Below are 19,134 nucleotides of genomic sequence, written 5' to 3' on the forward strand. Positions count from 1 at the left end.
GGATCCGGGGCCCGCGATAGGGTGGCCGGGCGCGCGAGCGCACCTGCCGACGTGGCGCAATTGGTAGCGCACCCGACTTGTAATCGGGCGGTTACGGGTTCAAGTCCCGTCGTCGGCTCAGGAGAGAAGAAGGCCCCGACCGCTGTGTGCGGTCGGGGCCTTCTGCATGCGCGGGGCTCCTGCGCGTCCGGGGCTCAGCCCGCGGCGGCCGGAGTGGGCTCGGAGGAGGCCGGAGCCTCGGTGGAGACCGGGGCGTCGCTGGGAGCGGGGGTCTCGGTCGACGCGGGCGTCTCGGTCGACGCGGGGGCCTCGGTCGAGGCGGGCGTGTCACTCGGCGCCGGGGTCTCGGAGGAAGTGGGCGCGGGAGTCGCCGACGAGTAGGAGTCGGCGGCGGCCGAGAGCACGAAGGAGCTGAAGGCGTCCGGGTCGGTCAGCGAGCCCGAGTACGCCTCGCCGTTGACCAGGACGGTCGGGGTGCCCGTGACAGCGGGCACGTCCGTGCCGGGCAGCGGACCCGAGGTGGCGCGCTCGGTCGCGGCGCGGACCCAGCTCACGAAGCTCTGGTCGTCGATGCAGGTGTTCACGGCCGCCGTGTCCTCGACGCCCGCCTGCGAGGCGTAGTCCTTCAACTGGTCGTCCGAGAGTCCGTCTGTCCCCTCCGCCGGCTGGTTGGCGAACAGCAGGGAGTTGAAGTCGAAGAAGGAGTTGGGCGAGCGGTCCGCGACGCACGCGGCGGCGTTGGCCGAGCGCTCCGAGTACTTGGTTCCGTTGGAGCGGGTCGTGAGGATGGCGATCGGGTGGATCTCGACCGTCGCGGCACCGCTGGTCACCCACTCCTTGATCTGGTCGCCGTTGGTCTTCTCGAACTGGCCGCAGTAGGGGCAGAGGTAGTCGAGGTAGACCCGGATGTCGACCGTGCCGGCCGAGGTGTCGAGCGCGCTGGGGGTGGGCGTCCCGTCGGCGGCGACGGCACCGCTCGTCTGCGCGACCATGTTCTCGCCGATGACGACACCGTCGCTCGCCATGTTCGCCGGGCCCGGGCCCGCGGGGCGGATGCTCGAGGTGACGGCGAAGACCACGATCACGACGACCGCGATCACGACGGCGGCGAGCCCGCCCTGCAGGGCGAAGCGGCTCACGCGGTCGCGGCGCTTCTGCTGCTCGCGCAGGCGGCGCGCCTTCTCTCGGGCGGCCTCTCGTCGCTGGTTCTTCGAGAGACGGTCGTTGGCTCCGCCGGTGGTCATGACAAGAACGCTCCGAATGAGAGAGGGGGAAGAAGGGGGTCGCCGGGCGCGACTCGCCGGAATCCTACGCGCGAGCCCTGGGAAACCTCCAAACGACGGATACGCGGTGCCCGACCGACGACTGTCGGCCCCGTGGCATACTGTGACGGTTGGTCGGAGTCGCCCACGCGATGATGACCATCACTTCCATTCACTCGGATCGTCCGGCACGTACCTGCCGGTGAAGGAGCAAGAACAATGGCGTCCGTAACTTTCGACCACGCGTCCCGCGTCTACCCCGGGGCCACTCGTGCCTCCGTCGACAAGCTCAACCTCGAGGTGGGCGACGGCGAGTTCCTCGTCCTCGTCGGCCCCTCCGGCTGCGGCAAGTCCACGTCCCTGCGCATGCTCGCCGGCCTCGAGGAGGTCAACGAGGGCCGCATCCTCATCGGCGACCGCAACGTCACGGACGTTCCGCCGAAGGACCGCGACATCGCGATGGTCTTCCAGAACTACGCGCTGTACCCGCACATGTCGGTCGCCGAGAACATGGGCTTCGCGCTCAAGATCGCCGGCGTCAACAAGGACGAGCGCGCCGCGCGGGTCCTCGAGGCCGCGAAGATGCTCGACCTCGAGCCCTACCTGAACCGCAAGCCGAAGGCGCTCTCCGGTGGCCAGCGCCAGCGCGTCGCGATGGGCCGCGCCATCGTCCGCAAGCCCCAGGTCTTCCTCATGGACGAGCCGCTGTCGAACCTCGACGCCAAGCTCCGCGTGTCCACCCGCACCCAGATCGGCACGCTGCAGCGCCGCCTGGGCATCACCACGGTCTACGTCACCCACGACCAGACCGAGGCGCTCACCATGGGCGACCGCATCGCGGTCCTCAAGGACGGCCTCCTCCAGCAGGTCGGCTCGCCCCGCGACCTGTACGAGAACCCGAACAACGTCTTCGTGGCCGGCTTCATCGGCTCGCCCGCGATGAACCTCTTCCACGCGGACGTCACCGACGGCGGCGTCAAGTTCGGCGACACCGTCCTCCCGATCGCCCGCGAGGCGCTCGCGAAGACGAGCCAGAAGGTCGTCACGCTCGGCGTGCGCCCGGAGGACGTCACCGTCTCGACCCAGCCCGGCGGACTGCCGATCGAGGTCGACCTCATCGAGGAGCTCGGCTCGGACGGCTACCTCTACGGCCACACCGAGGTCGAGGGCCGCCGCACCGACATCGTCGCGCGCGTCGACGGCCGCGTGCACCCGACCGCGGGCGACCGCGTGTACGTGACCGCGAACCACCGCGTGCACATCTTCGACGCGGAGTCGGGCGAGCGCCTCTCCTGAGCCTCCTCCTGCACCGCACGCTGCCGCCGTCCCCTCCAGGGCGGCGGCAGCGTCGTCTGCGGCTCCCCCACCGTCCGACACGCGACACGAACGGCGCACCATGTCCGGCTCCCTGAACATCACCTCGGCCACCGTCGACCCGGCCCTGCTCGACCTGCCGTGGAACCTGCGGCTCGACGACTGGCCCGACGAGTACATCGCCGCCCTGCCGAAGGGCATCTCGCGGCACACGGTCCGTTTCGCCCACCTCTCCGGTCACGTCGTCGCCGTCAAGGAGACGACCGCCGAGATGTCGCGGCGCGAGTACGAGATGCTGAAGACGCTGCAGCGCCTCGACGTGCCGTGCGTGGTGCCGGGCGCGGTGATCACGAACCGCACCGACGACGAGGGCGAGGCCCTGCCCGCCGTGCTGGTCACCCGTCACCTCAAGTTCTCGCTCCCCTACCGGGCGCTCTTCTCGCAGACGCTGCGGCCGGACACGGCGACCCGTCTGGTCGACGCGCTGGCGCTCCTCCTGGTCCGCCTGCACGTGATCGGCTTCTTCTGGGGCGACGTGTCCCTTTCGAACACCCTCTTCCGGCGCGATGCCGGCGCCTTCGCCGCCTACCTGGTCGATGCGGAGACCGGGCAGCTCTACTCGGGCGGCCTCTCGAACGGCCAGCGCGAGAACGATCTGGAGATCGCCCGCGTCAACATCGCCGGCGAGCTGCTCGACCTCGAGGCCGGCGGTCGCGTCGACGACGACCTCGATCCGATCACGGTCTCCGACGGCATCGTCGCGGCGTACCGCAGCCTCTGGAAGGAGCTGACCGGTGCCGAGTCGTTCGCGACCTCGGAGCGCTGGCGGATCAACGACCGCGTGAACCGGCTGAACGAGCTGGGCTTCGACATCGAGGAGCTCGCGATCAAGACCGACGAGGCCGGGTCCACGGTGCGGATCCAGCCGAAGGTGGTCGACGCCGGCCACCACCAGCGGCGGCTGCTCCGTCTCACCGGGCTGGACGCGCAGGAGAACCAGGCGCGGCGCCTGCTCAACGACCTCGACTCGTACACGGCGACCTACGACAAGCAGGGCCTGGACGAGGAGATGGTGGCGCACGAGTGGCTGGCGCAGGTGTTCGAGCCGGTCATCCGCTCGATCCCCCGTGATCTCAAGGGCCGCCTGGAGCCGGCCGAGATGTTCCACCAGCTGCTCGAGCACCGATGGTTCATGTCGCAGCAGCAGGCGCGCGACGTCCCCCTGGCGGAGGCGGTCACCGCCTACGTGAACGACATCCTGCGTCACCGCCGCGACGAGGCGACGGTCATCGCTCCTCCCACCGAGGCGCTGACCCTCCCGAACCTCGTCCTCGACGAGTCCGGCGACGCCGAGCTCACCGACGAGGACGCCGACGTCGACTGGACGAAGAACGTCTGACCCCCCACCACCGCAAGAGGGCCCGCGCTGTCAGCACGGGCCCTCTTCGCATCCCCCCGGCTCGCTCGCCGCAGGCGGCGCACTCGGTCCGCTCGCCGCAGGCGGCGCCCCTGTCCGCTCGCCGAAGGCGGCGCCCCTGACATCCAGACCTGGAGCGCGGGTGCCGGCGCGGTGAGCTGCAAGGCGGAGGAGGAAGCGATACCGGCGGTATCGCGCCCGACGACAACGCCGCAGATCGCCACGCCGGTGCCCGCGCGGTGAGCTGCAAGGCGGAGGAGGAAGCGATACCGGCGGTATCGCGCCCGACGACAACGCCGCAGATCGCCGTGCCGGCGCCCGCGCTACTCGGAGGCGGAGCGGAGTTTGGAGATCTCGTAGAGCGCGACCGACGCCGCGATCCCGGCGTTGAGGGATTCGGTGGCGGAGCTGATCGGAATGGAGACGACGGCGTCGCACTGCTCGGTGACGAGGCGGGAGAGGCCCTTGCCCTCGCTGCCGACGACGACGAGGAGCGGCCGGTCGGCGAGTTCGAGGCCGGGCAGCATCACGTCGCCGTCGCCGTCGAGTCCGATGACGAAGACGCCGGCGCGCTTGAAGTCCTTGATCATGGCGGTGAGGTTGGACGCCATCGCGACGGGGATGCGCGCGGCGGCTCCGGCGGAGGTCTTCCAGGCGGCGGAGTTGAGGCCCACGGAGCGGCGCTGCGGGACGATGACGCCCTGGCCGCCGAACGCGGCGACGGAGCGGATGATCGCTCCGAGGTTGCGCGGGTCGGTGATGCCGTCGAGGGCGACGAGGAGGGGGACCGCTCCGCGGGAGACGCTGCGCTCGAGCAGGTCGCTCGGGTGGGCGTACTCGTAGGGCGGCACCTTCAGCACGAGGCCCTGGTGCACGGAGTCGGGGCCGGCGAGGCGGTCGAGCTCCGGGCGCATGACCTCGAGCACGGGAAGGCCGCGGGCGGTGGCGATCTTGAGCGCCTCCTTGACCCGGTCGTCCATCTCGATGCGGGTCGCGAGGTAGAGGGTGGTGGCCGGGATGCTGGCGCGCAACGCCTCGAGGACCGAGTTCCGGCCCGTCACCATCTCGAAGTCGTCGCCGCTCTTGGGCTTGCGCGACGGAGCGGGGCGCCCCTGTCCGCGGGCGGCCGCGGAGAGGGCTCCGCCGGGGCGGCCCTTGCCGCCTGCGGCGACGAAGCGCTCACGCGCGAGCTTCGCCTTGCCTGCGGGGTGGTAGGGCCGGTCCTCGGCCTTGGGCGTGGGCTTCTTGCCCTCGAGGGCCTGACGGCCCTGACCGCCGGAACCGACGGCCTTGCCCTTGCTCTTCTTTCGGACCGCTCCGGGGCGGCCGGGCTTATTCGCCATCGAGACTCCAATGCGCACCCGTCTGGGTGTCTTCGATCGTGATTCCCGCCGCGGCGAGATCGGTTCGGATGCGGTCGGCGCTCGCCCAGTCGCGCTGCTCGCGCGCGGTCTGGCGTTCGGCGACCAGGCGGTCGACCAGCACGCTGAGCGCGCGGTACGAGGGTTCGTCGTCGGAGCGCGCCCACTCGGGCGCCTCCGGGTCGATGCCGAGCACGGCCGCCATCGCGAGCACCTGGGTGCGCAGGGCCGAGACGGAGCCGAGGTCCTCGGCGTCGAGGGCGGCGTTGCCGGCGCGCACGGTCTCGTGCAGGACGCCGATGGCCTGCGGGACGGACAGGTCGTCGTCCATCGCCTCGGCGAACTCCTCCGGAACCACCGGCTCGCCGAGCGCGGCGAACCGCGTGCCGTCGAGGCGGCGGCGGGAGCGCTCGAGGAAGCCCTCGATCCGCTCCAGCGCCGCTTCGGCCTCCTCGAGGGCCCCGTCGTGGAACTCGAGGGTGGAGCGGTAGTGGGCCGAGCCGAGGTAGTAGCGGACGACGAGCGGGCGGGCCGCCTCGAGCAGCTCGGAGGCGAACACCGAGTTGCCGAGCGACTTGCTCATCTTCTGGCCGATGACGGACACGAGGCCGTTGTGCAGCCAGTAGCTGGCGAAGGCGTGGCCGGCGGCGCTGGACTGGGCGAGCTCGTTCTCGTGGTGGGGGAAGCGCAGGTCGAGCCCGCCGCCGTGGATGTCGAACTGGGTGCCGAGGTACTTCGTCGACATCGCGGAGCACTCGATGTGCCAGCCGGGGCGCCCGGCGCCCCACGGCGAGGCCCAGGCGGCCGACTCGGGCTCCTCCGCCTTGGCGCCCTTCCAGAGAGCGAAGTCGTGCGGGTCGCGCTTGCCGCGCGGGTCGGCGTCGGTCGCCGCCTCCATGCTCTCGAGGCGCTGGTGGGTGAGCGAGCCGTAGTCCGGCCAGGACCGCGTGTCGAAGTAGACGTCGCCGGAGTCGTCGGGCGCCGGGTAGGCGTGACCGCGCTCGATCAGGGTCTGGATGAGGGTGATCATCTCGGCGATGCTCGCGGTCGCGCGCGGCTCGTAGGTCGGCGGGAGGATGCCGAGGGCCGTGTACGCGGCGGTGAACTCGAGCTCGACGCGGTAGGCGAGCGCCCACCACTGCTCGACCGGCGCGCCCTCGGGCACCCGACGCCGCGCGTCCTCGGCGATGGCGAGGATCTTGTCGTCGATGTCGGTGACGTTGCGCACCAGGGTGACCTGGAAGCCGCGGTACGCCAGCCAGCGGCGCAGCTGGTCGTAGGCGAGGGCGGAGCGCAGGTGCCCGATGTGGGGCGAGGACTGAACGGTGGGTCCGCAGACGTACATCCCGACCTCGTTCTCGCGGAGGGGGACGAAATCGACGAGGGCCTGGGCCTTCGAGTCATGCAGTCGCAGAGTCACGCGGGCGAGTTTACCGGGCGGACCGCTCCCGGCCGGGTCGGCGGCTCCGCCCGGGGACTACCGCGCGACAGCGGGGGTGGGGAGGACGAGTGCCGTCGCGGTCGCGGCGACCCCCTCGCCCCGGCCGGTGAAGCCCAGCGCGTCCGAGGTGGTGGCGGCGACGCTGACCGGTGCGCCGAGCAGCTCCGAGAGCAGCCTCTGCGCCTCTTCGCGCCGCGGCGAGAACTTCGGGCGGTTGCCGATGAGCTGCACCGAGACGTTGCCGATGGCGAAGCCGGCGGCCTCCACCAGCTCGCGGGTCGCGCGGAGGAAGACATCGCCGTGGGCGTCCGCGAAGCGCGGGTCGGTCGTGCCGAAGCGGGAGCCGATGTCGCCGAGACCCGCCGCCGCCAGGAGCGCGTCGCAGATCGCGTGGGCGACCGGGTCGCCGTCGCTGTGCCCGGACAGGCCCCGCTCCCCCGGCCAGTGGAGCCCGGCGAGCCAGAGCGGCGACGCGTCGTCGAACGCGTGCACGTCCGTGCCGATGCCGACGCGCGGCACGACGACGGCGGGCGGCGGTGCGAGCACCTGCTCGGCGCGGGCCAGGTCCCAGGGGGTGGTGATCTTGAAGGCGAGCGGGTCGCCGGCGACGACGATCGAGGGACCGCCGCGCGAGGCGAGGAGCGCCGCGTCGTCGGTGAAGTCCTCCTCCGCCGAGGCGTAGGCCTCGTCGAGGAGCGCGCGCGGGAAGCCCTGCGGCGTCTGCACCGCGGCGAGCTCGGAGCGGTCCACCGTGCCGAGGATCCCGCCGTCGGCGCGGATGCGCTTGATCGTGTCGGTGACCGGCAGACCCGGGATCACTCCGCCGCCCGTCTCCCGGACCGCCGCGATCACCCGCTCGAACTGGTCGACGGGCGTGAGGGCGCGGGCGGCGTCGTGCACGAGCACCGTCTCGACGGCCGGGCCGAGCGCCCGGAGCCCTCGAGCGACCGACTCCTGGCGGCTGGCGCCTCCGGCGACGACGCTGACGGAGCCGTCCGGGGCTCCGGCGGCGTGCGTCAGAGCGGCCGTCTCCTCGAGGAGGGCGGCGGGAGCCACGACGACGATCTGGACCGGCTCCGCGAGCAGCAGCACCGTGCGCAGGCTGCGCTCGAGGATCGTCCTCCCCGCGCAGTCGACGTAGGCCTTGGGGCGCTCGCGGCCGAGCCTCGTGCCGCTGCCGGCGGCGACGAGGACGACGGCCGCGGTCGGCGCGCCGGCCGGACCGTTCAGGATGCGAGGACCTCGTCGAGGAGCACGGAGGCGGCGTCCTCGTCGGTCTTCTCGGCCAGGGCGAGCTCGGAGACGAGGATCTGGCGGGCCTTGGCGAGCATGCTCTTCTCCCCCGCCGAGAGGCCGCGGTCGCGGTCGCGGCGGGTGAGGTCGCGGACGACCTCGGAGACCTTGACGACGTCTCCGGACCCGAGCTTCTCGAGGTTGGCCTTGTAGCGGCGCGACCAGTTGGTCGGCTCCTCGACGACCTCGGCGCGCAGGACCTCGAACACGCGCTCGACGCCCTCGCGGCCGATGACGTCGCGGACGCCGACCAGGTCGACGTTGTCGGCGGGCACCTCGATGACGAGGTCGCCCTGCGCGACGCGGAGCTTCAGGTACGTCTTCTCCTGGCCCTTGATCGTCCGGGTCTTCACCTCGGCGATCGTGGCGGCTCCGTGATGGGGGTAGACGACCGTCTCTCCGACCTCGAACTGCATGCGACGTCCTTTCAGCGGCGGACAGATTACCATGCGCGCCGAGCGGGAAGGGAGTCCGGACGGGCGGAGCCGCGGTGCTCGCTACGCTAGCCTGGTGTCGGCTCGTGCACAGTGAAGTCGCCCTGTCCGGGGCGAGCGGGGCCGACGATCTGGAGGTTCCTGTGAAGGCGCGTATCGCTGCATCCGTCGTTCTCGCGGTCGGCGTCGCCCTCGCTACCGCCGGCTGCAACCTCGTCGCCCCGCAGGCGACGCGCAAGATCTACGACCCGAGCGACGGAGTCGGCGCGACGATCGGCGATCTCGCCATCCGCAACGCGATGATCGTCTCGGACGACGGCGAGGCCGGCACCCTGATCGTGACGCTCGTGAACTCCACCGATGAGGCGCTGAGCGTCGAGGTGCAGTACGAGGGCTCCGCGGGCCGCACCAGCGACACCGTCGACGCCGTCCCCGGCCGTACCGAGGTCCGCCCCGACAGCACCGAGGCCGTCCAGATGGACGACATCGACACAATCCCCGGCGGCCTGCTCCCCGTCTACTTCCAGTACGGCTCCGAGCAGGGCAAGGAGCTCCTCGTCCCCGTCCTGACGAACGCCCTCGAGGCCTACTCGACGCTGACCCCCGCGCCCTCCGCGACGCCGACCGTCACCCCGACGGCCGACCCCGCCCGGACCGCGCTCCCCACTCCGACCGCCGAGCCCGGCGTCGACGCTCCCACCGCGGAGTAGCCCCCTCCGCCCTCGAGGGCCGTCCACCCCGGTGGGCGGCCCTTCGTCGTCCCCGCAAGTCTCGACACACCCGCTCCGCCGGCCACTCGACCACCAGGCGGGCGACGTCCGGCTGCGCGGGTCTCGATACGCCGACCACTCGAGCACCACGCCCTGAGCGACGCCCCCTGCCCGGCTCGTCGCGCAGCGACGGCCCCACCATCGACGGCTCGTCGCGCAGCGACGGCCCCACCCCGCGGCTCGTCGCGCAGCGACGGCCCCGCACTTCACCCCTCCAGCACAGGGTTGATCGCGGGTCCTGGCGGGGTGAGCTGCAAGGCGGAGGAGGGCGCGATACCAGCGGTATCGCAACCGACGACAACGCCGCAGATCGCCCCGCCAGGGCCCGCGATCAAGCGTCGAAGCGGTAGCCGAGGCCGCGGACAGTAACCAGGAGCACCGGCTCCTTCGGCGTCTTCTCGATCTTCGAGCGGATGCGCTTGACGTGGACGTCGAGGGTCTTCGTGTCGCCGAAGTAGTCGCTCCCCCAGACGCGGTCGATGAGCTGGCCGCGGGTGAGGACGCGGCCCGCGTTGCGGAGGAGCATCTCGAGGAGCTCGAACTCCTTGAGGGGCATCGGGGTCTCGACGCCGTCGACTTCGACCGTGTGGCGTTCGATGTCCATGCGGACGGGGCCCGCGACGACGATCCGCTCCTCGCCGGGCTCCTCGGTGCGGCGTCGGAGGACGGCGCGGATGCGGGCGAGCAGTTCGCGGGTGGAGTAGGGCTTGGTGACGTAGTCGTCCGCGCCGAGCTCCAGGCCGACGACGATGTCCACTTCGGAGTCCTTGGCGGTGACCATGATGATCGGGACGGAGGAGCGGGTGCGGATCTCGCGGCAGACCTCGGTGCCGGGCATGCCGGGCAGCATGAGGTCGAGGAGGATCAGGTCGTAGTCGCCCTCGTCGAAGGCGGCGACGGCGCGGTTGCCGTCCTCGGCGACGGTGACGTCGTAGCCCTCGCGTTCGAGCAGGTAGCTGAGGGGCTCGCTGAGGGCGCTCTCGTCCTCGACGAGCAGGATGCTGGTCACGCGTGTTCTCCTATCGGGGCGGTCGCCGCGAAGGGCGTCCGGGCGGGGTCGGCTTCGGGGAGCCGGATGGTGAAGGTGGAGCCGCGGCCGGGCTTGGACCAGACGCGGACGTCGCCGCCGTGGTTCTGCACGGCGTGCTTGACGATGCTGAGGCCGAGGCCGGTGCCGCCGGTGTGGCGGGAGCGGGCCTGGTCGACGCGGTAGAAGCGCTCGAACACCCGGTCGAGGTCCTCCTCCGGGATGCCGATGCCCTGGTCGGTGACGGCGATCTCGACGACTCCGCCGGTGGAGCGGACGCCGATGCCCACGCGGGAGCCTGCGGGCGAGTACTGGATGGCGTTGGCGAGGAGGTTGTGCAGCGCCGAGACGAGCATCTTCTCCTGCCCCACGACGTAGGCCTTCTTCATCCCGCCCTTGACCAGGGTGACGTCGTGCGACTCCGCCATGACGTGGGTGGTCTCGAGCGCCGCCGTGACGACGTCGTCGACGCGGATGATCTCGGCGGAGCCGGCGACGTCGGCGGCCTGGAGGCGGGAGAGCTCGATGATCTCGCGCGTGATCTTCGCGAGGCGGTGCGACTCCTGGGTCAGCCGGTGCGCGAAGCGGCGCACCTGCTGGGGGTCGTCGGCGGCGGAGTCGAGGGCCTCGGCGAGCAGGCCGACGGCGCCGATCGGGGTCTTCAGCTCGTGGGAGATGTTGGCGACGAAGTCCCGGCGGACGGCCTCGAGCCGGCGCGCCTCGGTGTGGTCCTCGGCGATGACGAGGACGTAGCGGGAGCCGAGGCGGGTCGCGTGGACGACGAGCGTCACGGCGGCGTCGGAGAGCGGGCTGGTCGCGAGCTCGAGGTCCTGGACGATGTCGTCGCCGAAGCGGCGGACGCGGTCGACGATGGCGGCGAGGTCGGGGTGGAGCAGCGTGTCCTGCGAGACCAGGCCGAGCGCGACGGCGCGGGTGGACGCCTTCAGCACGTTGTGAGACGGGTCGGTCACGAAGGCGGGCGAGCCGACGGCGTCGATGATCGCCTCGATCCCCTCGGGTAGCCCGACCGAGATCACGTCCTGCGCGATGCGGCCCTGGCGGGCGGCGAGCGTGAGCACGGTCGTCAGAAGGATCCCGATCGCGACACCGAGAACGAGCGACAGAACCACGATCAAGCCCGAATCCACGGACCCAGGCTAACCATCCACCGGGCGTCCCCCTACCGGACTCCCGTCGATCCTCCGGGGGTCGAGTACTGTTCAAACGCCCGGCACCGTCCGTTAACCTGCCGTGGTCATCATGACTGCGCCTGCGCCCACGGAGTGCAGTCGCAGCGGCGTGCGAGGTGCTCGCCGCAGATCCGGCGCCGTCGTCCGCGCGCGCCGTAGAGAGGGTCGAACACAGATGCGCGAAGTTTTCCAGCAGGAGCTGGCCGAGGTCCAGGAACGACTCGTCGAGATCTCCGGACTCGTCGAGATCGCCATCGAGAAGGCGACCCAGGCGTTCAACCACTCCGACGTCACCCTCGCGGAGGAGGTCATCGCGAGCGACGCGCGCATCGACGAGCTGGCCATCAGCCTCGACGAGCTCGCGATCGACATCCTCGCCCGGCAGAACCCGGTCGCCCGCGACCTGCGGATCGTCGTCTCGGCGCTGCGCATCAGCGCGTCGCTCGAGCGGATGGGCGACATCGCCGAGCACATCGCCCAGCTCTCGCGCTACCGCTTCCCCGACAAGGTGGTCCCCAAGAGCCTGCGTCCGACGTTCGTCGAGATGGGCCGCCTCGACGTGGTCGTAGCACACAAGCTGACCGACCTGCTCCGCTCGCAGGACCCGCGCATCGCCGAGGAGATCCGCGACGAGGACGACAAGATCGACGAGCTGCACGTCAGCGTCTTCGACAAGGTGCTCAGCGAGGCGTGGAAGGGCCAGGCCGCCGACACCGTCGACGCGACCCTCGCCAGCCGCTACCACGAGCGCTTCGCCGACCACGCCGTGTCGATCGCCAAGAAGGTCCAGTACCTGATCTCGGGCGACTACTCCTAGTCGACACCTCGGGCTCCGGCCCGTCTCACCGTCCGGCCCGCAGGAACGAGCGTCTCCTGCGGGCCGGACGTGTCCGTGCGCTCCGCCTCCGGGGCTACGGGAACGGCCCGCCGGAGTCGAGGACTCGGGCGGGCCGTTCGCGCGTGCGGGGCGGTGCTACTTCTTGGCGCCCTGGGCGGCGACGGCGGCGGCACCGGCGGCCGCGGCCTCGGGGTCGAGGTAGCGCGCCTCGCCGATGGGCTCGAAGTCCTCGTTCAGCTCGTAGACGAGCGGGATCCCGGTCGGGATGTTGAGCTCCGCGATGTCCGAGTCCGAGATGCCGTCGAGGGTCTTCACCAGCGCGCGGAGGGAGTTGCCGTGCGCGGTGATCATGACGGTCTTGCCCGAGGCGAGGTCCGGCTTGATGTCGGACTCCCAGTACGGGAGCATCCGCTCGATCACGAGCTTCAGCGACTCGGTGCGGGGCAGGGCGTCGCCGAGGTCGGCGTAGCGCTCGTCGTGCGCCTGCGAGTACTGGTCGTCGTCGTCGAGCGGGGGCGGCGGCACGTCGAAGGAGCGGCGCCAGGTCTGGAACTGCTCGGGGCCGTACTCGGCGAGGGTCTGCGCCTTGTCCTTGCCCTGCAGGGCGCCGTAGTGGCGCTCGTTGAGGCGCCAGGAGCGCTTGACGTCGATCCACAGGCGGTCGGCGACCTCGAGGGCGATGTTGGCGGTCTGGATCGCACGCGTCTGGCGCGACGTGTAGACGATGTCGGGGTGCAGGCCCGCCTCGGTCAGCAGCTCGCCGGCGCGGGTGGCCTCCGCGACTCCCTGCTCGGTCAGGCGCACGTCGACCCAGCCGGTGAAGAGGTTCTTCTGGTTCCACTCGCTGTTGCCGTGGCGCACGAGGATGAGGGTGTAGGTCTCGGACATGCGTCCAGCTTAGAGGCGGCCCCCTCGCCCGCGGATACGCTGGAGAGCATGCCCATCGGAGCCGTCACCCGCGGAACGACGGGCACGAACCGCCTCCGCCGGGTCGACCGCCGGCTCGCCGAGCTGCCCGTCCTGCGCAGCACCGCCTCCCCGCTCGTCGTCGATCTCGGCTTCGGGGCGAGCGCGGTCACCACGCTCGAGCTGCACCGCCGGCTCGTCCGGGCCGCGCCCGACGTCGAGGTGCTCGGCCTCGAGATCGAGCCCGCACGGGTCGACACCGCTCGGCGCCAGCTCGCCCGGGTGAGGGAGGGCGGCACGCCGTTCCCCGCGGACGCGCGCGTGCGCTTCGAGCGCGGCGGCTTCGAGGTGCCCCTGCCCGCGGGGCGGCGGGCGGGCGTCATCCGCGCCTTCAACGTGCTCCGCCAGTACGACGAGGACGCGGTGGAGGGAGCCTGGGCGACGATGACGGACCGTCTGCAGCCCGACGGCGTCCTGGTCGAGGGCACCTGCGACGAGATCGGCCGCATCTGCACCTGGATCGAGGTCGGCCGGGAGGGCCCGCGCTCGCTGACCCTCTCGCTCCGGCTCGCGGCGACCCCCTCGCCGATGACGGCGGCCGAGCGCCTGCCGAAGGCCCTCATCCACCGCAACGTGCCCGGCGAGGGCGTGCACGCCTTCCTCTCCTCCCTCGAGCGGGCGTGGACGCTGAACGCCCCTCTCGCCGTCTACGGTCCGGGTCAGCGCTGGATCGCGGCGGTCCGGGACCTCCGGCCGGAGTGGCCGGTCCTCGGCGGGCCGCGGCGCTGGCGCCTGGGCGAGGTGACGGTCGCGTGGGAGGCGGTCGCCCCCTCCTCCTGAGCGCCCGACTGAGCACCGGACCTCCTGAGCCCTAGGCGAGCGGGGGCAGGGCGGCCCGCGCCTCGGCGGGAGCGGCGCCGGTCGCCGTGAGCAGGTCGACGACGAGCGGGCGGAGCAGGACGAGCACCGTCTTCTCGGCGAGGCGCGCCTCCGGGATCAGCCGCTGGGGGTCGAGCGTGGTCGCGAGCAGCACGATGTCCTGACGCGCCAGGGCGAGCACCGACGGATCGGCGACCGCGCGGCCGAGCAGCGCGATGCCCGGGCCGAGGGCGGCGACCGCTCCGGCGAGCTCCGGCCGCGGGGCGCCGTCCCGGACGAGGAAGTCGGTGCGGCGCGCGACGATGCGCAGGTTGCGGGTCGCGAGGTCCAGCGCGGACAGCATCACGGCCTGGCGGGAGAGCTCGCCGCGGTGCCGGCGGACGAACGGCGAGATCCGGGCGACGCCGGTCGCGGAGTCGAGCGCCGCGGTCCAGCCGTCGATGACCGGCTGCGTCCCGCGGATCCGCTCGAGGGCTGCGGTGGACGCCGAGGAGTCGCCCCGGCGGAGCGCCTCGGCCAGCTCCTCCACGGTCCGGCTGAGCGCGGTGAGGAGCCGGTGCGCCTCGGCCCGCGCTGTGCGCAGCGGCGGGCGGGGCACGATCGCCGTGCAGAGCAGCGCCGCGAGCCCGCCGATCAGGCCGTCGACGCTCCGGGTGAAGACGCCTCCGTCCGGCGCAGGGAGGACCATCACCAGCATCGCCTGGGTCCCGGCGGCCACCGCGAACCCCGGCGAGGGCGAGAGGGCCCGGCCGAGCGTGAAGACGATCGCGAGGACGACGGCGAGCTGCCAGACGCCGCTCCCCCACAGCAGGAGCAGGACCTCGCTGGCCGTGATGCCGATGAGCATCCCCGTCGCTGTCTCGGCCACCTGCTTGGGGCGGGTGTCGCGCGCGATGCCGAGGCTCGAGATCGTGGCCGTCAGCGCCAGCACCGGCGCGGGGTGCCCGAGGAGGAAGTGCGCGACGGAGTAGGCGAGGGTCGCCGCGAGCACGATCTGCAGCACGGCGGGGAGCGACGCCCCCGCGCGGGCGAGGGCGCGCGCGGGACTCAGCTCGGGGGTCCGGACGAGACCGCGCAGCCGCTCGGCCGCCCGGCCCCGCTCGGCGGGACGTGCGGCCACCACGGCGTGGCCTACCTGGTCGTCGCCCCGAGGCGGGGCAGGCGGGGCACTCCCGCCTCCGCTCCGGCTCCGGGCGGGACCACGACCTCCTGGGCCGCGGCCACGCGCGAGTCGCCGGCCAGCACGGTCAGCTCGAGGTCCACCGGGACGCTCCGCTTGACGACCGCGAGGGCGACCGGTCCGTCCTCGTAGTGCCAGGCGCTGGAGGTGACCGTGCCGACCTCGACCGGCTCGCCGCCCTTGAGCGCCGTGACGACGTCGCCGTGGGCGGGGAGGACCGAGTCGGAGCCGTCGAGCTGCAGCAGGACCAGGCGCCGCGGCGGGTGCCCGAGGTTGTGCACCTTCGCCACCGTCTCCTGGCCCCGGTAGCAGCCCTTGGCGAGATGCACGCTCGAGCGGAGGAGGTCGAGCTCGTGCGGGATGGACCGCTCGTCGACCTCCGTCGCGTGGCGCGGGCGCCAGGCGGCGATGCGCAGGGCCTCGAGGGCGTCGACCCCGGCGAGGGCCACTCCCACCCCGACGGCCGTCTCCGCGAGGGCCTCGAGGGCCGCTCGCGGGACCAGGACCTCGCGGAGCTCCCAGGAGGCCCCGGGGTGCTCTGTGGTCAGCGCGTACTGCCAGCCGCCCGGCTGGACCAGCGACCACGGGTCGCTCCAGACGACGGGCTCCTCGGCCAGGGACAGGGCGAGCGTCAGGGCCGGCCCGTCGCCGAGGACGGCGAGGGTCGCGAAGTCGTCGGTGCGGTCGGCGACCTCGACGCGGAGCATGAAGCGCATCCGGTCGAGCCAGGCGGCCAGGCCGGCCGTCTCGTCGCGGTCGAGCAGGAGCCAGGCGGTCTCGCCGTCGTCGACGAGGCGGATGACGTGCTCGATCCGGCCGGTCGGGTCGAGCAGGAGCGTCTCGGCGGACGCGCCGGGAGCGAGGCGCGAGACGGCCTGGCTGGTGAGCGAGTCGATCCAGGTGAGGCGGTCCGGCCCCGTGACGGTCACGACGCCGCGGCCGGAGAGGTCGACGAGCGCGGTGCCCGCGGCGAGAGCGCGCTGCTCGCGGAAGGGCTCGCCGTAGTGGGCGGCGACGCCGGGCTCGGCGGCGCTCGTCGTCGCGACGGCGCCCGGGGCGGCCAGGAGCGGGGAGAGCGCGTCAGTCGACACGGGCGAGCCGTCCGGAGGAGTGGGTCCGCAGGCCCTGGCCGAGCGCGGCGATGTCCCACGCCCACAGCAGGTGGTCGTCGACCAGGCCGTAGAGGCGCGTGGCGGCGGCGTAGTCCTTCGCCGCGGCGGTGCGCATCACCGCGTCGGTCGCGAGGTCGATCCGCGGCCCCTTGACCTGGCCGAGGTAGAGCTCGCTGACCCCGTCCGGGTGCACGAGCGAGACCTCGATGTCGAACCCGCCGGCGGCGTTGCGCAGCGTCTCGACGGACTCCGCGTCGGGGAAGGCGGGTGCGCCGCGGCCGGGCAGCATTCCCGGGCCGGCGTCGGAGTCGGTCAGAGCGCGGCTGAGGCGCCAGTAGCCGGTCTCGGTGACCAGCGGCCGGGGCGCCTCCTCGGCGCCCTCCTCGATCAGCCACGTGTAGGAGTTGTAGTTGAGGTACGGGAGGCCGTCGTAGCTGAAGCTGATGCGATGGCCGAACTCGGCCTGGACGGAGTCGTCGCCGATCGTGTAGTCGATGACGCCCGAGCCCTCCCAGACGCCGAGCAGCCAGGACAGGGGGACGAGCTCGGGCGGCAGGCCCGACGGAAGCGAGATCACTCGGGCTCCGGCGGCGGCTAGCGCTGGCCGCGGTAGAGCTTGTAGACGACCACGCCGGAGACCCACGCGATGGCGAGGGAGGCGAGCCCGAGCAGACCGAGGTAGAAGAGTTCCAGGGCGAGAAGCATGCGCTCATCCTACCCGCCGCCTCCGACGCAGGGGCGGGGCGGACGCGACCGCTCAGGCGGTGCGGATCCGGGCGCTCGGGACGGGAGGGCGCGACTGCTCAGGCGGGGAGGAGGAGGGCGATCCCGCTCGCGACCGCGACCACGGCCATCGCTCCGACGATGCTCGTCATCGCGCGGAGGAGGTACCCCTCGGCGCGGGCCACGGCGAGCTGCACCGCGAAGGTCGCGAGCACGCAGCCGCCGAACGTCAGCGCGAGCCAGAGCTGCCGGGACTCCGGAGCGGCGATCGCCAGCGTCAGCACGGAGCCCGCGAGTGCGAGCGCCCAGACGACTCCGATGCCCACCCGATCCCTGCCCATCCGACAATTGTGCCCCAGGCGGACGCCCCTCCCGGCCCGCCGCTAGTATTGCGGGCAGACCAGTTCTGGAGGATCCGTGGCGCAGTTGTTGATACTGACCTCGGCGGGAGGCGCCGAGGTGCTCCCCGCACTGGGGCTCCTCAGCCACCGGACCCGGCAGATCCCCGCGGAGCCCGCCCAGCTCGTGAACGCCCCGAGCTGCGATCTGATCCTGGTCGATGCGCGGCAGGACCTCGCCAGCGCCAAGTCGCTCTGCAAGATCCTCACGACCACGGGCATCAACGTCCCCCTCATCCTGATCCTCACGGAGGGCGGGCTCACGGCCGTCTCGGCCGACTGGGGCGTCAACGACGTCATCCTCGACTCGGCCGGCCCCGCCGAGGTCGACGCCCGCATCCGCCTGGTGATCGGCCGGCTGGCGCAGGAGCAGTCGACCTCGCGCATCCAGGCGTCGGGCGTCGTGATCGACGAGGCCAGCTACTCCGCCAAGGTGCACGGGCGCCCGCTCGACCTCACCTTCAAGGAGTTCGAGCTCCTCCGCTTCTTCGCCACGCACCCCTCGCGCGTCTTCACCCGCGAGCAGCTGCTGAGCGAGGTGTGGGGCTACGACTACTTCGGCGGCACCCGCACGGTCGACGTGCACGTGCGGCGCCTCCGCGCGAAGCTCGGCGACCTGGAGTCGCTGATCGGCACGGTCCGCAACGTCGGATACCGCTTCAACGTGTACGAAGAGGACAATGAGCGAGTCGCTCAACCTGTCCGTTGAGGATCTGGCCGATCCCGCGGTGGCGGCCGGCCTCGAGCACCTGATCGGGCGCGCCGCCTGGTTCGACCACCAGCCCCCCTTCAGCGACCAGACGCTCGTCGACGCCCGGGCCGGCTCGCGCACCCTCCTCGTGGGGCTGCGCGCGGACGTGGTCGTGGCGGCGGCGATCCTCGGGCAGGGCGAGCTGGAGTTCGTCGTCGATCCGGAGTGGCGCGGGGTCGGCTTCGGCACCGCGACCCTGGAGCAGGTCCTCGCGAGCGGCCGGACGGGCCTGCTCGCCTGGGCGCACGGCGACCACCCCGCCGCCCGGGCCCTCGCGGCCTCCCACGGCTTCGCACCGGTTCGCACCCTCCTGCACCTCGAGCTCGAGCCGCTCGCCGCTCCCGAGGTCCGCGTCCCCGAGGGCGTCGTCCTCTCGGACGCCCGCGACCTCGCTCCGGCCGAGTGGATCGCCCTGAACGCGCGGGTCTTCGCCGCGCACCCCGAGCAGGGGCGGATGACGGAGGAGGACCTGGCGGCCCGCCGCGCCGAGCCGTGGTTCGACGAGGGCGACTTCCTCCTGCTCCGCGACGCCGACGGCACGCTCCTCGGCTACGACTGGCTCAAGATCGAGCCCGGATCGACGACCGGCGAGATCTACGTCCTCGGGGTCGCCCCCGAGGCGGCCGGACGGGGACTCGGCCGCACCCTGCTGAACGCCGGGCTCGCGCGGATGCTCGAGCGCGGCTGCACCACGGCCGACCTCTACGTCGAGGCCGAGAACCGGTCGGCGGTGGCGCTCTACCGCTCGCTCGGGTTCACGGACGCCTCCGTCGACGTGCAGTACCTGCAGCGGGCCGCGCCGCTGCGCTGAGCCGGCACTCCTCCACAGGGCCTTCCC

At 72.3% G+C, this 19,134-nt stretch carries 19 protein-coding genes and 1 tRNA gene; 8 read left to right on the forward strand and 12 right to left on the reverse strand.

The features are described 5' to 3' along the window. The first annotated feature begins 45 nt into the window (after nt 1–45). Nucleotides 46–118, forward strand: a tRNA-Thr gene (locus C5C57_RS02205). A 76-nt stretch (nt 119–194) separates the two neighbouring features. On the opposite strand, the gene C5C57_RS02210 is transcribed toward C5C57_RS02205, so the two are convergent. Beyond that, nucleotides 195–1,244 carry a thioredoxin domain-containing protein gene (locus C5C57_RS02210; RefSeq protein ID WP_104247687.1) on the reverse strand — a complete coding sequence of 350 codons (1,050 nt, stop codon included), beginning with the start codon at nt 1,242–1,244 and terminating at the stop codon, nt 195–197. Between the two features lie 237 nt (nt 1,245–1,481). Between C5C57_RS02210 and C5C57_RS02215 the strand changes: the two genes are divergently transcribed. Beyond that, a complete protein-coding gene (locus tag C5C57_RS02215) occupies nt 1,482–2,558 on the forward strand; it encodes an ABC transporter ATP-binding protein (protein WP_104224593.1) in 1,077 nt (358 codons plus the stop codon). Nucleotides 2,559–2,658: 100 nt separating this feature from the next. Beyond that, on the forward strand, nt 2,659–3,975 hold the full coding sequence (locus tag C5C57_RS02220) for a DUF4032 domain-containing protein (protein WP_104226481.1): 1,317 nt from the start codon (nt 2,659–2,661) through the stop codon (nt 3,973–3,975). Between the two features lie 341 nt (nt 3,976–4,316). Here the strand turns inward: C5C57_RS02220 and rlmB are convergent, their stop codons facing one another. Genes rlmB through C5C57_RS02240 form a run of 4 tightly spaced genes read right to left on the reverse strand, consistent with a single transcriptional unit; the run spans nt 4,317 to nt 8,504 of the window. Further along, complete coding sequence (gene rlmB, locus C5C57_RS02225; RefSeq protein WP_104224591.1) at nt 4,317–5,336, reverse strand: 23S rRNA (guanosine(2251)-2'-O)-methyltransferase RlmB; 1,020 nt, start codon at nt 5,334–5,336, stop codon at nt 4,317–4,319. Continuing rightward, nucleotides 5,326–6,774 carry a cysteine--tRNA ligase gene (gene cysS, locus C5C57_RS02230; protein ID WP_104247688.1) on the reverse strand — a complete coding sequence of 483 codons (1,449 nt, stop codon included), beginning with the start codon at nt 6,772–6,774 and terminating at the stop codon, nt 5,326–5,328. The genes rlmB and cysS overlap by 11 nt, the downstream gene beginning before the upstream one ends. Before the next feature lie 57 nt (nt 6,775–6,831). Continuing rightward, the gene (ispD, locus tag C5C57_RS02235) at nt 6,832–8,028 is read right to left on the reverse strand and encodes a 2-C-methyl-D-erythritol 4-phosphate cytidylyltransferase (protein ID WP_181027206.1); all 1,197 of its coding nucleotides are present in this window, start codon (nt 8,026–8,028) and stop codon (nt 6,832–6,834) included. Beyond that, nucleotides 8,022–8,504, reverse strand: coding sequence for a CarD family transcriptional regulator (locus C5C57_RS02240; RefSeq protein WP_104224589.1), 483 nt, complete (start codon nt 8,502–8,504; stop codon nt 8,022–8,024). The genes ispD and C5C57_RS02240 overlap by 7 nt, the downstream gene beginning before the upstream one ends. Before the next feature lie 161 nt (nt 8,505–8,665). Here C5C57_RS02240 and C5C57_RS02245 point away from each other — a divergent pair, with 161 nt between their 5' ends. Next, on the forward strand, nt 8,666–9,232 hold the full coding sequence (locus tag C5C57_RS02245) for a hypothetical protein (protein WP_104224588.1): 567 nt from the start codon (nt 8,666–8,668) through the stop codon (nt 9,230–9,232). Nucleotides 9,233–9,623: 391 nt separating this feature from the next. On the opposite strand, the gene C5C57_RS02250 is transcribed toward C5C57_RS02245, so the two are convergent. Continuing rightward, the gene (locus C5C57_RS02250) at nt 9,624–10,301 is read right to left on the reverse strand and encodes a response regulator transcription factor (protein ID WP_104227263.1); all 678 of its coding nucleotides are present in this window, start codon (nt 10,299–10,301) and stop codon (nt 9,624–9,626) included. Continuing rightward, nucleotides 10,298–11,467, reverse strand: coding sequence for a cell wall metabolism sensor histidine kinase WalK (locus tag C5C57_RS02255; protein ID WP_104224692.1), 1,170 nt, complete (start codon nt 11,465–11,467; stop codon nt 10,298–10,300). The genes C5C57_RS02250 and C5C57_RS02255 overlap by 4 nt, the downstream gene beginning before the upstream one ends. Before the next feature lie 217 nt (nt 11,468–11,684). Here C5C57_RS02255 and phoU point away from each other — a divergent pair, with 217 nt between their 5' ends. Further along, nucleotides 11,685–12,326: a phosphate signaling complex protein PhoU gene (phoU, locus tag C5C57_RS02260; RefSeq protein ID WP_104224693.1), complete on the forward strand. Its 642-nt coding sequence runs from the start codon at nt 11,685–11,687 to the stop codon at nt 12,324–12,326. A 156-nt stretch (nt 12,327–12,482) separates the two neighbouring features. Here phoU and C5C57_RS02265 read toward each other — a convergent pair whose 3' ends face one another. Further along, a complete protein-coding gene (locus C5C57_RS02265) occupies nt 12,483–13,235 on the reverse strand; it encodes a phosphoglyceromutase (RefSeq protein ID WP_104224694.1) in 753 nt (250 codons plus the stop codon). 48 nt (nt 13,236–13,283) lie between these two features. On the opposite strand from C5C57_RS02265, the gene C5C57_RS02270 reads away from it, so the two are divergent. Continuing rightward, nucleotides 13,284–14,093, forward strand: a complete 810-nt coding sequence (locus C5C57_RS02270; protein WP_104247689.1) for a class I SAM-dependent methyltransferase — start codon at nt 13,284–13,286, stop codon at nt 14,091–14,093. 31 nt (nt 14,094–14,124) lie between these two features. Here the strand turns inward: C5C57_RS02270 and C5C57_RS02275 are convergent, their stop codons facing one another. The 4 genes from C5C57_RS02275 to C5C57_RS02290 all read right to left on the reverse strand — a co-directional run bounded on the left by C5C57_RS02275 (nt 14,125) and on the right by C5C57_RS02290 (nt 17,488). Beyond that, a complete protein-coding gene (locus tag C5C57_RS02275; RefSeq protein ID WP_104247690.1) occupies nt 14,125–15,255 on the reverse strand; it encodes an aromatic acid exporter family protein in 1,131 nt (376 codons plus the stop codon). An 8-nt stretch (nt 15,256–15,263) separates the two neighbouring features. Then, entirely contained in the window at nt 15,264–16,403 is a 1,140-nt protein-coding gene (locus tag C5C57_RS02280) for a folate-binding protein YgfZ (RefSeq protein ID WP_104247691.1), read from the reverse strand. Beyond that, nucleotides 16,393–17,001 carry an FABP family protein gene (locus C5C57_RS02285; protein ID WP_104224698.1) on the reverse strand — a complete coding sequence of 203 codons (609 nt, stop codon included), beginning with the start codon at nt 16,999–17,001 and terminating at the stop codon, nt 16,393–16,395. Before C5C57_RS02285 ends, C5C57_RS02280 begins: the two co-directional genes overlap by 11 nt. Nucleotides 17,002–17,227: 226 nt before the next feature. Beyond that, the gene (locus C5C57_RS02290) at nt 17,228–17,488 is read right to left on the reverse strand and encodes a hypothetical protein (RefSeq protein WP_146076503.1); all 261 of its coding nucleotides are present in this window, start codon (nt 17,486–17,488) and stop codon (nt 17,228–17,230) included. Nucleotides 17,489–17,564: 76 nt separating this feature from the next. Between C5C57_RS02290 and C5C57_RS02295 the strand changes: the two genes are divergently transcribed. Together C5C57_RS02295 and mshD are read left to right on the forward strand one after the other, a co-directional pair. After that, on the forward strand, nt 17,565–18,254 hold the full coding sequence (locus C5C57_RS02295; protein ID WP_104224700.1) for a winged helix-turn-helix domain-containing protein: 690 nt from the start codon (nt 17,565–17,567) through the stop codon (nt 18,252–18,254). Next, on the forward strand, nt 18,226–19,107 hold the full coding sequence (gene mshD, locus C5C57_RS02300) for a mycothiol synthase (RefSeq protein ID WP_104227268.1): 882 nt from the start codon (nt 18,226–18,228) through the stop codon (nt 19,105–19,107). Before C5C57_RS02295 ends, mshD begins: the two co-directional genes overlap by 29 nt. Nucleotides 19,108–19,134 lie beyond the last annotated feature (27 nt).

Source organism: Rathayibacter sp. AY1C5 (genome assembly GCF_002931705.1).
In the GTDB taxonomy this organism is placed as follows: domain Bacteria; phylum Actinomycetota; class Actinomycetes; order Actinomycetales; family Microbacteriaceae; genus Rathayibacter.